The sequence below is a fragment of the Plasticicumulans sp. genome (assembly GCF_035331805.1).
GTDB lineage: Bacteria > Pseudomonadota > Gammaproteobacteria > Competibacterales > Competibacteraceae > Plasticicumulans.
In genome coordinates, this window is record NZ_DAOLKE010000080.1 from 1 (window position 1) to 12767 (window position 12767).

The following is a 12767-nucleotide window of genomic DNA, read 5'->3' on the forward strand; positions in this document are numbered from 1 at the left end:
CTGCATCGCCGCCTGCGGCGCCGCGCCGCTGGCGGCGATGCAGGCCGTCGTCGATGACCTGATCGTGCAGACGCAGGTCACCGGCTGATGCGCGATCGGCATGGCAGCGGACAAAACAGGTACAGTGCGCGCCTTTGACCGCCGCTGCCCGATCCCCGCCTCATCCATGCCGATCCGCTCCGAAACCCTGCTCCCGCCCGGCTGCCTGCGCCGCACCACCGACGCCGGCACGCTCGGCCTGTCCACGACCGCCGGCCTGGAGCCGCTGCCGCTGCTGTTCGGGCAGGAGCGGGCGCTGGCGGCGATCGACTTCGGCGTGCGCATGGGCGGCGACGGCTACAACCTGTTCCTGCTCGGCCCCGGCGGCATCGGCAAGCGCCGGCTGGCGCGCCGGGTGCTGAACGCGCGTGCCGATGCCGAGGCCACGCCCGGCGACTGGGTGTACGTGCACAACTTCTCCGAACCGCTGAAACCCTGCGCCCTCGGTCTGGCGCCGGGGCAGGGGCCGGCGTTTCGCGAGGCGCTGAAGACGCTGGTCGGCGAGCTGGCCGACCTGCTGCCCGATCTCTACGAGGGCGAGGACTGCCGCGCCCGCCGTCAGGCGTTGAAGGCCGAGTTCGTCGCCCGCGACGAGGAGCGCGTCAAGAGCCTGCGCGAGCGCGCGCGCGCGCAGGACGTGGCGCTGACGCAGACCCCGGACGGCTTCTCGCTGGTGCCGCTCGCCGATGGCGAGCCGATGCCGGACGAGGACTACGAGGCGCTGGCCGAGGACGCGCGCGCCGCGGTCGATGCGGCGATGTCGGAGGTGCGCGGCGCGCTTGAGGACCTGCTCGACACCGCGCCGCGCGAGCAGCGCGCCTACCGCGAGCGCCAGCGTGCGCTGCGTCAGGCGCTGATGCGCCGCGAGGTCGAGCCGCGCATCGCGCAGCTGCGCGAGGCCTGGAGCGGATTGCCAGCGGTGCTGGCGCACCTCGATGCGCTGGCTGCCGACCTGATCGAGCACGTCGATGACTTCCTGCCCGCCGATGACGAGGACGAGGAGCGTCCGCCGGCGCGCCAGCTCAAGCGTTACCGCGTCAACGTCGTGGTCACGCGCACGCCCGGTGCCGGCGCGCCGGTCGTGTACGAGGACCATCCGCTGCACCAGAACCTGCTCGGGCGACTCGAATACGCGGCCGAGAGCGGCAACCTGCTCACCGACTTCACGCTGATCCGCGCCGGCTCGCTGCACACGGCCAACGGCGGCTACCTGATCCTCGAAGCCCGGCAGCTGCTGTCGCAGCCCTTCGCGTGGGAAGGGCTCAAGCGCGCGCTGCTGTCGCGGGCGATTCGCATCGTCTCGCCCGGCGAGCTCTACGGGCAGGTGACGACAGTGTCGCTCGACCCCGAGCCGATCCCGCTCGCGGTCAAGGTGCTGCTGCTCGGCGATGCCGAGGTCTACGAGCTGCTGTCGCAGCTCGATCCGGACTTTCCGGCGCTGTTCAAGGTCGTCGCCGACCTCGAACCCGACGTGCCGCGCGATGCCGCCAGCGAGCGCCTGTACGCGCGCCTGATCGCGACCATCGTCCACGAGGCCGGGCTGCGGCCGTTCGCGGCCGATGCGCTCGCGCGCGTGATCGATGAGGCCGCACGCCAGGCCGAGGACGCCGCACGCCTGTCGCTGCATCTGGCCGGGCTGAGCGACCTGCTGCGCGAGGCCGACTTCGTCGCCGCCGAGACCGGGACCGATACCGTCACGGCTGCGCAGGTCGCCGAGGCGCTGGCGCGGCGCCGGCGCCGGCGCGGCGGCATCGAGGCGCGCATGCTGGAGGCGATCCGCCGCGGCACGGTGCTGATCGACACGCACGGAGCCGCGATCGGTCAGGTCAACGGTCTGGCCGTGCTCGATCTCGGCGACGTGCGCTTCGCCAAGCCCGTGCGCCTGTCGGCAACCGTGCGCCTCGGCAGCGGCGAGGTCGTCGACATCGAGCGCGAATCCGAACTCGGCGGCGCGATCCACGCCAAGGGTGTGCTGATCCTCACCAGCCTGCTCGGCGCGCGCTATCTGCCCGATCACCCGCTGTCGTTTCGCGCGAGCCTGGTGTTCGAACAGTCCTACGGCCCGGTCGACGGCGACAGCGCCTCGGTCGCCGAGTGCTGCGCGTTGCTGTCGGCGCTGGCGAAACTGCCGCTCGCGCAGCACCTCGCGATCACCGGCTCGCTGAACCAGTACGGCCGCGTGCAGGCGATCGGCGGCGTCAACGAGAAGATCGAGGGCTTCTGGGCCGTGTGCCGGGATGCCGGCCTGACCGGCACGCAGGGCGTGATCGTGCCGGCGGCCAACGTCCAGCACCTGATGCTCGATCCGGAGGTGGTCGAGGCGGTGGCGGCCGGGCGCTTCCACATCCACGCGGTCGCCGAGCTCGACGAGGCGCTGGCGCTGCTGACCGGCGTGGCGGCCGGCGAGCGCGACGCGCAGGGCCGCTTTCCGCCGGCCTCGGTCAACGGCCGCGTCGAGGCGCGGCTCGAAGCCTTCGCGCTGGCCGCGCAGCGCAGTGGCGGCGCGCGTGACTGAGAGACCGGGCCTGTCCGGACCCCTGCGCCGGGTCCGGACGCACGGCAACGCGGGCCGGCTCCGGGCCGCACCGGTCACGGCTGGCCGGGGCGCTGCGGTCCGGAGGCGGTGATGCGCCCGCGCACCCTGATCCGTCATCCGGCGCTGCTGCCGCTGCTGGTGTTCGCGGCGCTCGCCGCCTGCATCCTCGGCACCGGCATCGGCCTGTACCGCTGGCAGCACGCGCAGACCGAGGACGAGGCGCAGCGCATGCTGCTCGCGGTCGCCGACCTGAAGAGCCGCCAGATCGGCGACTGGCTGTTCGAGCGGCGCGCCGATGCCGCGAGCCTCGCCGCCAACCGTCTGGTCGACACCATGATCGGCGACTGGCTGGCCGGGGGCAAACCGCAGGATGCCCGGCACGCGCAGCTGCTCGCCCGGCTGCGCTCGTTCCGCGACCTGATGGGCTATGCCAACGTCCTGCTGACCGACCCGCAGGGGCGCATCGTGCTGGCCGCGGAAAACTGGCCGCAGGACGAAAGCGGCTGGCTGCGCGAGCGCGTGCCGCCGCTGCTCGCGCAGGGCCGCACGATGGTGTCCGACCTGCACCGGCTCGACGCCGCCGACCGGCCGCTGCTGATGGAGGTGGTGACACCGGTGCTCGCCGGGGGCGGGGAGGCGCAGCGGGTCGTCGCCGGCCTGGTGCTGCTGATCGATCCGCGCAGCTACCTGTATCCGGTCGTGCAGGGCTGGCCGACCGCGAGCGCGAGTGCCGAAGCGCTGCTGGTGCGCGTCGAGGGCGACGACATCGTGTATCTGTCGCCGCTGCGCCACGACAGCGTCGCACCGCTGGGCCTGCGCCGGCCGCTGGACGAATCCGGCCTGGTTGCAGCGCAGGCGGCGCGGGGGCTGCGCGGCATCACCCGCGGCCACGACTACCACGATGCGCCGGTGCTCGCCGCGGTGCGGGCGATCGAGGACACGCCGTGGCTGCTGATCGTGCAGATCGGCGCCGAGGAGGTGTTCGCGCCGCTGCGTCGCGCCGCCTGGCTGGTCGGGCTGACCCTCGGGCTGCTGCTCGCCGCCGCCGCCGCCGTCACCAGCGTCTGGATGTGGTGGCTGCGCCTGCGCGAGCGCCTGCATGCCGCCGGGCTGGAGGCCGAGGGCATGCGCCTGCGCAGCGAACTCGAATTCCTGTCCAACCACGCCAACGACATCATCCTGCTCGCCGATGACGAGGGCCATGTGCTGCGCGCCAACGACCGTGCGGTCGAGGCCTACGGCTATTCGCACGACGAGCTGACCGGCCTGAGCCTCGCGGCGCTGCGCGCGCAGGAGGCCCCGGCCGAGGCCCAGACGCTGCTGCCCGGCAGCGGCACGGTCTACGAGACCGTGCACCGGCGTCGCGACGGCAGCTGCTTTGCAGTCGAGGTCAGCACGCGCAGCTTCCGCGTCGCGGCCACGCGCTACCGCCAGTCGATCATCCGCGACATCAGCGAGCGCAAGGTCGCCGAGGCGCTGCTGCAGCGCCAGACGCAGCTCTATGCGCTGCTCACCGCCACCAACGAGGCCATCGTGCGCGCCGGCGACGTGCGCGCGCTGTACCGCGAGGTCTGCGCCGCGGCCTGTCGCAGCGGCGGCTTCGTGACCGCGTGGATCGGCACGATCGGCAGCGACGGCAACCGCATCGAGGTTGCGGCCAGCGCCGGTTCGGCCGAGGTCGTCGCCTACGTCGACCGGCTCGGGCTGGTGCTCGATGCCAGCCGCCCCGAAGGTCGCGGACCGACCGCGACCGCGATCCGCGAGGGGTGTTCGATGCTGTCGAACACCATCGGCGACGACTCGCCGATGGCGTTCTGGCAGCAGGCGGCCGAGCACTTCGGCATCGGTTCGGCGGCCTGCTTTCCGCTGCGCTGCGCCGGCCACACGGTGGCCGGCATCAGCCTGTATGCGCCGGTGCCGGGGTATTTCCGCGACGATCTGCTGCACCTGCTCGAACAGCTCGCCGAGGACCTCTCGCACGCGCTCGATCGCTTCGAATCCACCGTGCAGCGCCAGCGCGCCGAACTCGAACTGCGCCGCGCCGCCGAGCTGCTCGAAGCCAAGGTCAGCGCGCGCACCGCCGAGCTGAACGACGCCAACCGCGCCCTCGCGCAGCGCGCCGCCGAATCCGAACGCCGTGCCCACGAGGCCGGCCAGCTCGCGACGCTCAGCAACCGCCTGCAGCTCGCCGATGCCCCGGCCAGCGCCTACACCGTGCTCGCCGATGCGATGCCGGCCCTGTTCCCGGGCTGCCCGGGGGCTTTCTACCGGCTCGCGGGCGACGGCGCGCTGCAGGCCCTGGCGGTCTGGGGCGGGCTGGCGGCGCAGGCCACGGCGGTCGCCAGCGGTCGCTGCCGGGCGCTGCAGGACGGCGAGCTGCACTGCCACACGCTCGCCGCCGGCACGAGAGCCTGTGCGGCGCTTTCGACCGGCAGCACCGGCTACGTGTGCATGCCGGTGCTCGCCCAGGGCGGCACCCTCGGCCTGCTGCACCTGCAGTTCGACACCCACGATGTGCGCGAGCACGAGGCGGTCGCGCGCCTGGCGCGCGAGCTGGCCGAGCGTCTGGGGCTCACGCTCGCGAATCTCGAACTGCGCGAATCGCTGCGCCACGAATCGCTGCACGACCCGCTGACCGGCGTCTGCAACCGTCGCTACATGGAAGACTGCCTGCGCCGCGAGCTGGTGCGCATCGCCCGCGACGGCCACGTGCTGTCGGTGCTGATGGTCGACATCGACCACTTCAAGGCCGTCAACGACCGCTGGGGCCACGAGGCCGGCGACCGGACGCTGCGCGCCACGGCCCGCCGGCTCGGCCGCGGGACGCGTGGCGGCGACGTGGTCTGCCGCTACGGCGGTGAGGAGTTCGTCGTGATCCTGCCGGGCGCCGATCTCACCGATGCCGCACGCCGCGCCGAGCAGCTGCGCGCCGAGGCCGAGTCCGGGGCCGATGCCGGCGAGGAGCCGGGCGCGCAGCCGGTGACGCTGTCGATCGGGGTGGCGAGCGCGCCGCTGCACGGGCGCAGTTCCGATGCGCTGCTCGGTGCCGCCGACCGCGCGCTGTACCAGGCCAAGAGCGCCGGCCGCAACCGCGTGGTGATCGCCGCGGAGCCGGCCGCCTGAACGGCGCGCTGGCGCTTACGGACAGGGGTTCGGCTGGCGCTGGTGGATGGCGTCGATCGCGGCGCAGACGGCTGCATCGAGCGGCGTGTCGAAGGCGGCGAGGTCGGCTTCGAGCTGCGCGAGCGAGGTCGCCCCGATGATCGTCGCGCCGACCCAGGGCTGACGGTCGACCCAGGCGAGCGCCATCGCCGCCGGGTCGAGGCCGTGCTGACGGGCCAGTCCGACGTAGGCGCGGGTCGGGGCTTCGGCCTCCGGCTGCGAATAGCGCGTGAAGCGCTCGAACCGGCTCAGCCGCGCCCCGGCCGGTCGCGCGCCGTCGAGGTACTTGCCGCTCAGCACGCCCATCGCCAGCGGCGAATACGCGAGCAGCGGCACCTGCTCGCGCCAGCTCATCTCGGCCAGGCCGATCTCGAAGCTGCGGTTGAGCAGGCTGTACGGGTTCTGGATGCTGGCGATGCGCGGCAGCCCCGGGGTTTCGGCGGCAAGCAGGTAGCGCATCAGCCCCCACGGCGTCTCGTTGGAGATGCCGACGTGGCGCACCTTGCCGGCCTGCACGAGTTCGGCGAGCGCAGCCAGGGTTTCCTCGACCGGCACCGCCGGCGTGTCGTCGACGCGGTAGCCGAGCTGGCCGAACATGTTGGTCGGGCGGTCCGGCCAGTGCACCTGGTAGAGGTCCAGGTGATCGGTGCGCAGGCGTTTCAGGCTCGCCTCGCAGGCCGCGAGCACGTTGGCGCGATCGAGCCTGAGCGGCCCCGGCCGCAGCCAGTCGATGCCGCGCGAGGCACCGGCGACCTTGCTCGCGATCACCAGGCGGTTGCGCCGGCCGGGCTGCGCGGCGAGCCAGTTGCCGAGGTACTGCTCGGTGCGCCCCTGGGTTTCGGCGCGCGGCGGCACCGGGTACATCTCGGCCGTGTCGATGAAGTTCACGCCCCGGGCCGTCGCGAAATCGAGTTGCGCGCGGGCTTCGGCCTCGGTGTTCTGCTCGCCCCAGGTCATCGTGCCGAGACAGGCGCGGCTGACGACGAGATCGGTGCAACCCAGGGTCACGGTGCGCATGCGCGGAGGCTCCGGCGGTCGGGATCGGAAGCCGGGGAACGTAACCCGCAGGAGGTATCGATCCCCATGCCTGCATGCGTGGCATGCACGGAGCGACGGGCCGAGCCGCGGCCGGTGCTGCTCAGGTCCGCTCGAAGATCAGATCCCGAACCCCGTGGCCGAGCCGCTCGCCGCGGCGCTCGAATTTGGTCAGCGGCCGGTAATCCGGGCGCGGACAGAACATTTCACCGGCGGGCGCGGAATTGGCGAAATCCGCCGACTGGCCGAGCACGGCGAGCATGTGGACGGCGTAATCCTCCCAGTCGGTGGCCAGGTGCAGATGGCCGCCGGGCTTGAGTTTGCGGGCCAGCAGCGCCACGAACGGCGGCTGGATCAGCCGGCGTTTGTGGTGGCGCTTCTTGTGCCAGGGATCGGGAAAGAAAATGTGGACGCGATCGAGACTTGCATCCGGAATCTGTCGTTCCAGCACCTCGACGGCGTCATGGCAGCAAACCCGCAGGTTCTGCAGGGCCAGGCGTTCGATCGCGAGCAGCAGGTGTCCGACCCCGGGCCGGTGGACCTCGATGCCGATGAAGTCGGTATAGGGCGCCGCCGCCGCCATCGCCGCCAGCGATTCCCCGTTGCCGAAACCGATTTCCAGCACGCGCAGCGCCGTGCGGCCGAACAGGGATTGCAGGTCGAGTGCCGCAGGACTGAAGTCGATGCCGAATCGCGGCCAGAGTTCATCGAGGGCACGTTGCTGCGCGAGAGTCAGCCGGCCTTCCCGGCGCACGAAACTGCGGATGCGCCGGGGATTTTCGACGTCGTTCATGATCGGTTGGGAGGGTAGAAAACTTTTTTGCAGGCGCCGCCGCCGCGATGGGCGCAGCGGCGGCGGGGATCAGAAAAACAGGCCATCGAGCGGCGAGGATGCGCTCGCGAAACGCTTTTTCGGAATGCGTCCGGCCAGCCAGGCCTCGCGACCGGCTTCGACGGCCTTTTTCATCGCACTCGCCATCAGCACCGGATTGCGGGCTCCGGCGATCGCGGTGTTCATCAATACGCCGTCGCAGCCGAGTTCCATGGCGATCGCCGCATCCGAAGCCGTGCCGACGCCGGCATCGACCAGCACCGGCACCTGTGCATTCTCGACGATGGTCAGGATGTTATACGGATTGCGCACGCCGAGGCCCGAACCGATCGGCGCGGCCAGCGGCATCACCGCCACGCAGCCCATGGTTTCGAGGCGCTTCGCGATCAGCGGGTCGTCATTCGTGTAGACCATGACCTTGAAGCCGTCGCGAATCAGGATTTCCGCGGCCTTCAGGGTTTCGACGATGTCCGGAAACAGCGTCTTCTGATCGCCGAGCACTTCGAGCTTGACCAGATCGTGGCCATCGAGCAGCTCGCGCGCGAGCCGGCAGGTGCGCACGGCGCTGTCGGCGTCGAAGCAGCCGGCGGTGTTCGGCAGGATCGTGTAGCGATCCGGCGGCAGCACGTCGAGCAGGTTCGGCTCGCCGGGCGTCTGGCCGATGTTGGTGCGCCGGATCGCGACCGTGACGATTTCGGCGCCGCTCGCCTCGGTTGCCCGCCGGGTCTCGTCCAGATCGCGGTATTTGCCGGTGCCGACCAGCAGGCGCGAGCGGTATTCGCGACCGGCAATCACCAGCGGGGCAGGGGTGGAAGCGGTTTGATCGGTACTTGCGGACATGGGCGGACTCGGGCGCAGTGAGGACGCGGTGAGGAAGGGACGGATTGCGGCCGCAGGACGGGACGGGTGTCGATTCAGCCGCCACCGATCGCGTGGACGAGTTCGACCTCGTCATCCGCCTGCAGCGGCGTCTGCGACCAGCGGCTGCGTGGCACGATTTCGCGATTGATCTCCAGTGCCAGACGCCTGCCGGCGTATCCGAGGCGTTCGACGAGCGCGGCCGCCGTCAGGGAATCTTCGGCTTCGTAAGGCTGGCCGTTGACCTTGATCTGCATGATGAGGAATGCATCCGGTCGGGCAGGGACGGGGCGGCGATCATACACGATCGCGCGTGCCTGACAGTACAAGTGCGGGCCGCTGCCGGCAATCGCGGCTGCCAAGCAAGGGGCCATGGACGGTAACGACCTGATGCATCGAAGTGAAATGCAGACCGTGACAACGGCTTGCGGTTCCCGGCACCCGGCGACTGCGACAATGCCGGTGTCGCCGAAGTACCGGATCACAAAGCCGATGGCTGCACTTACGCATGACAGCCGCCCCGGCAGGTGCCCGAATGTGTCGGCGGTCAGCCGTGGCGTTACACGGATACGCTAATGCAGCATGAAATTTAGCAGGGTCGATACTGGCAAGTCCGATATTCATGAATTACCATGCCTGACATCCGCAGTGTCGGATTGATCCGGAAGCAGCCGCTACGTGACCCGCCAGGACGAGCCTGCTCCCGCAACATTTACGATGCACCCAGCCGAGAGATCATTCCCATGAGCGTACGCTTCGAAGACATCGATGTTTCGACCTTCAACCTCGAACAACTGCAGGCGCTGATGGAGATGGCGCGCAAGGAAATTGAAGTCAAGGAGCAGACCCGGCTGCTGGAAGTCGCTGCGCAGATTCAGAGTCTGGCCAGCGGCGTCGGCCGCAGCGTCGAGGAAATCCTGTCGATGTCCAGCGATGGCAAGCGCAAGCGCACCAGCAAGTCGGATACCGGTGAAAAAATCGTCAAGTTCCGCAACACCGTGAATCCCGACGAAACCTGGAGCGGTCGCGGCAAGCGCCCGCGCTGGCTGCAGGAAGCCCTGCTGAACGGTGCCGACATCCAGAGTTTTGCCGTCTGAGCAGGCCCGGGGCTTGCCGAATGCCGTACAGGCGGCATAATAGGCGGGCCCAGCGGGTGTAGTTCAATGGCAGAACCTCAGCTTCCCAAGCTGATGGCGTGGGTTCGATTCCCATCACCCGCTCCAGAACCGCAAGGGCCGCGCCAGTCGCGGCCCTTTTCATTTCCGAGCATCGCGCGCGCCGCCGTCCGTGAATTCGGGGCACCCGGGGCAGCCAGGGGCAAGCTTCTGAATCATCGCGAATCCGGACCGGCTGCGGGATGCCAGATCGAGGCCGCCAGCCCATGATCAGAATTGCGATTGCCGGCGTCGCCGGGCGCATGGGGCGCCAGCTCGTCGAGGCCTGTGCGCAGGCTGCGGACGTGACGCTCGCCGTCGCCGTCGAACGGCCCGGCAGCAGCATGATCGGCTGCGATGCCGGGGAACTCGCCGGCATCGGGCGCAACGGCGTCGTCGTCGGTGACGACCTCGGGGCCCGGCTCGATGACTTCGACGTGCTGATCGACTTCACGCGCCCGGAGCCGACGCTCGCGCATCTGGCGCTCTGTCGCGCGGCCGGGCGCTGCGCCGTGATCGGCACGACCGGCTTCACGGCGGCGCAGAAGGCGGAGATCCAGGCCGCCGCCGCCGATGCCGGCATCGTGTTCGCGCCGAACTTCAGCGTCGGTGTGAATCTCTGTTTCAGGCTGCTCGACCTCGCTGCCCGCGTGCTCGGCGATGAGGTCGATATCGAAGTGCTCGAAGCCCATCACCGGCACAAGGTCGATGCGCCCTCGGGCACGGCGCTGCGCATGGGCGAGGTGGTCGCGCAGGCGCTCGGGCGCGAGCTGTCCGAAGTCGCCGTATACGGCCGCGAGGGCCAGACCGGCGAGCGCGACCGGCGCACGATCGGCTTCGCGACCGTGCGCGCCGGCGACATCGTCGGCGAGCACACGGTGCTGTTCGCCGACATCGGCGAGCGTGTCGAGATCACGCACAAGGCGTCGAGCCGCATGACCTTCGCGCGCGGTGCGGTGCGCGCCGCCGGCTGGCTGGCCGGGCGCGCTCCGGGGCTCTACGACATGCAGGACGTGCTCGGCCTGCGCTGAGCCGGGCACCGTCGTCATGCGTCGTCATGGACGGAATTGCTGCCCTGCGGTAGATTTCCGGCACTTTGACTGAGATTGACGAAAACGTAATCCTCGGACACCGGGCGGGAGGGAAGGCAACGTTTCCCTCCCGCCTTCGCACGTCTGAATGGAGGAAATTTTGAGGAAACCCGCACTGCTGGCCCTGGCAGACGGCAGCCTGTTCCGGGGTGAGTCCATCGGTGCCGATGGTTCGACCACCGGCGAAGTCGTGTTCAACACCTCGATCACCGGCTATCAGGAGATCCTCACCGACCCCTCGTACTGCCGGCAGATCGTGACGCTGACCTATCCGCACATCGGCAACGTCGGTGCCAATCCCGGCGACGAGGAAGCGGCGAAGATCTGGTCCTCGGGGCTGGTCGTGCGCGACTGCCCGCCGCGTCCGAGCAGCTGGCGCAGCCGCCAGTCGCTCGATGCCTATCTGAGCGAGCGCGGCGTGGTCGCGATCGCCGGCATCGACACGCGCCGGCTGACGCGCCACCTGCGCGAGCAGGGCGCGCAGAACGGCTGCATCGTCGCCGGCGACCGGCCGGATGCCGAGGCCGCGATCGCCGCGGCGCGCGCCGCGCCGAAGATGGTCGGGCTCGACCTCGCGCAGGTGGTGACGACCGAAAGCCGCTACGAGTGGACCGAAGGCTGCTGGCGGCTCGACGGCGATGACTTCCCGCAGCAGGCCGAGGCGCGCTTCCACGTCGTCGCCTATGACTACGGCGTCAAGCGCAACATCCTGCGCATGCTCGCCGCGCGCGGCTGTCGCGTCAGCGTCGTGCCGGCGCGCACGCCGGCGGCCGAGGTGCTGGCCCTGCGCCCCGATGGCGTGTTCCTGTCCAACGGTCCGGGCGATCCCGAGCCCTGCGACTACGCGATCACGGCGATCCGCGAGCTGCTCGACGCCGGCGTGCCGATCTTCGGCATCTGTCTCGGCCACCAGCTGCTCGGACTGGCCTCCGGCGCGCGCACGGTCAAGATGAAGTTCGGCCACCACGGCGGCAATCATCCGGTGCAGGATCTCGATTCCGGCCGCGTGATGATTTCCAGCCAGAACCACGGCTTCGCGGTCGATGAAGCCACGCTGCCGGCCACGCTGCGCGCCACGCACCGTTCGCTGTTCGACGGCACGCTGCAGGGCATCGAGCGCACCGACCGGCCGGCGTTCAGCTTCCAGGGCCATCCGGAAGCGAGTCCCGGGCCGCACGACGTTGCCGGCCTGTTCGACCGCTTCATCGGCCTGATGCAACGCCACGGCCGCTGAGCCTGCCTGAGGCCGGCGCCCGTGCGTGCGCACGGGGCGCCGGCACGCCCGAATCTCCCGAACGCCTCGCTGCGTCTGCTGCCCACGGTTTCCGTCCATGCCGAAACGTACCGACATCCAGAGCATCCTGATCATCGGCGCCGGTCCCATCGTGATCGGCCAGGCCTGCGAGTTCGACTACTCGGGCGCCCAGGCCTGCAAGGCGCTGCGCGAGGAGGGCTACCGCGTCATCCTCGTCAATTCCAATCCGGCGACGATCATGACCGACCCGGAGATGGCCGACGCGATCTACATCGAGCCGATCCACTGGCAGACGGTCGCGCGCATCATCGAGCAGGAGCGCCCGCATGCGCTGCTGCCGACCATGGGCGGGCAGACGGCGCTGAACTGCGCGCTCGATCTGGCGCACCATGGCGTGCTCGAAAAATTCGGCGTCGAGATGATCGGCGCCAACGAGGACGCCATCGACATGGCCGAGGACCGCGAGCGCTTCCGCGACGCGATGACCGAGATCGGTCTGGCGACGCCGCGCGCGCGCATCGCGCACACGATCGAGGAGGCCGTCGCCGCGCAGGCCGACATCGGCTTCCCGACCATCATCCGGCCGTCGTTCACGATGGGCGGCTCGGGCGGCGGCATCGCCTATAACCGCCAGGAATTCCTGGAGATCGTCGAGCGCGGCCTGGACCTGTCGCCGACCAGCGAGGTGCTGCTCGAAGAGTCGGTGCTCGGCTGGAAGGAATACGAGATGGAGGTCGTGCGCGACCGCGTCGACAACTGCATCATCGTCTGCTCGATCGAGAACTTCGATCCGATGGGCGTGCAC

9 protein-coding genes, 1 tRNA gene and 1 pseudogene are annotated in these 12767 nt (G+C 70.1%); 7 read left to right on the top strand and 4 right to left on the bottom strand.

All coding sequences use genetic code 11. The features are described from left to right. The first annotated feature begins 166 nt into the window (after positions 1-166). On the top strand, positions 167-2554 hold the full coding sequence (locus PKE44_RS07920) for an AAA family ATPase (RefSeq protein ID WP_324549832.1): 2388 nt from the start codon (positions 167-169) through the stop codon (positions 2552-2554). A 111-nt stretch (positions 2555-2665) separates the two neighbouring features. Further along, on the top strand, positions 2666-5698 hold the full coding sequence (locus PKE44_RS07925; protein ID WP_324549834.1) for a diguanylate cyclase: 3033 nt from the start codon (positions 2666-2668) through the stop codon (positions 5696-5698). A gap of 15 nt (positions 5699-5713) precedes the next feature. Here PKE44_RS07925 and PKE44_RS07930 read toward each other — a convergent pair whose 3' ends face one another. From PKE44_RS07930 to thiS, 4 genes are all read right to left on the bottom strand, one after another. Further along, positions 5714-6754, bottom strand: a complete 1041-nt coding sequence (locus PKE44_RS07930) for an NADP(H)-dependent aldo-keto reductase (protein ID WP_324549836.1) — start codon at positions 6752-6754, stop codon at positions 5714-5716. 121 nt (positions 6755-6875) lie between these two features. After that, positions 6876-7565, bottom strand: a complete 690-nt coding sequence (gene trmB / locus PKE44_RS07935; RefSeq protein WP_324549839.1) for a tRNA (guanosine(46)-N7)-methyltransferase TrmB — start codon at positions 7563-7565, stop codon at positions 6876-6878. Between the two features lie 69 nt (positions 7566-7634). Further along, entirely contained in the window at positions 7635-8444 is an 810-nt protein-coding gene (locus tag PKE44_RS07940) for a thiazole synthase (protein WP_324549840.1), read from the bottom strand. A gap of 74 nt (positions 8445-8518) precedes the next feature. Continuing rightward, positions 8519-8719, bottom strand: a complete 201-nt coding sequence (thiS, locus tag PKE44_RS07945) for a sulfur carrier protein ThiS (protein ID WP_324549841.1) — start codon at positions 8717-8719, stop codon at positions 8519-8521. 486 nt (positions 8720-9205) lie between these two features. Here thiS and PKE44_RS07950 point away from each other — a divergent pair, with 486 nt between their 5' ends. The 5 genes and pseudogenes from PKE44_RS07950 to carB form a co-directional block, all read left to right on the top strand. Further along, a complete protein-coding gene (locus tag PKE44_RS07950; protein WP_324549842.1) occupies positions 9206-9559 on the top strand; it encodes an H-NS histone family protein in 354 nt (117 codons plus the stop codon). Positions 9560-9611: 52 nt separating this feature from the next. After that, positions 9612-9685 (top strand) — tRNA-Gly (locus PKE44_RS07955). Positions 9686-9843: 158 nt separating this feature from the next. Next, on the top strand, positions 9844-10647 hold the full coding sequence (gene dapB / locus PKE44_RS07960; RefSeq protein ID WP_324549844.1) for a 4-hydroxy-tetrahydrodipicolinate reductase: 804 nt from the start codon (positions 9844-9846) through the stop codon (positions 10645-10647). 157 nt (positions 10648-10804) lie between these two features. Next, complete coding sequence (gene carA / locus PKE44_RS07965; RefSeq protein WP_324549846.1) at positions 10805-11941, top strand: glutamine-hydrolyzing carbamoyl-phosphate synthase small subunit; 1137 nt, start codon at positions 10805-10807, stop codon at positions 11939-11941. A 97-nt stretch (positions 11942-12038) separates the two neighbouring features. After that, positions 12039-12767, top strand: a pseudogene (carB, locus tag PKE44_RS07970) (carbamoyl phosphate synthase large subunit); the annotation flags it as partial.

Bases quoted from the DNA above. Each gene is read 5' to 3' on its own strand.
- trmB (WP_324549839.1), bottom strand. From the start codon at position 7,565: ATGAACGACGTCGAAAATCCCCGGCGCATCCGCAGTTTCGTGCGCCGG.
- PKE44_RS07940 (WP_324549840.1), bottom strand. From the start codon at position 8,444: ATGTCCGCAAGTACCGATCAAACCGCTTCCACCCCTGCCCCGCTGGTG.
- PKE44_RS07920 (WP_324549832.1), top strand. From the start codon at position 167: ATGCCGATCCGCTCCGAAACCCTGCTCCCGCCCGGCTGCCTGCGCCGC.
- PKE44_RS07950 (WP_324549842.1), top strand. From the start codon at position 9,206: ATGAGCGTACGCTTCGAAGACATCGATGTTTCGACCTTCAACCTCGAA.
- PKE44_RS07925 (WP_324549834.1), top strand. From the start codon at position 2,666: ATGCGCCCGCGCACCCTGATCCGTCATCCGGCGCTGCTGCCGCTGCTG.
- dapB (WP_324549844.1), top strand. From the start codon at position 9,844: ATGATCAGAATTGCGATTGCCGGCGTCGCCGGGCGCATGGGGCGCCAG.
- PKE44_RS07930 (WP_324549836.1), bottom strand. From the start codon at position 6,754: ATGCGCACCGTGACCCTGGGTTGCACCGATCTCGTCGTCAGCCGCGCC.
- thiS (WP_324549841.1), bottom strand. From the start codon at position 8,719: ATGCAGATCAAGGTCAACGGCCAGCCTTACGAAGCCGAAGATTCCCTG.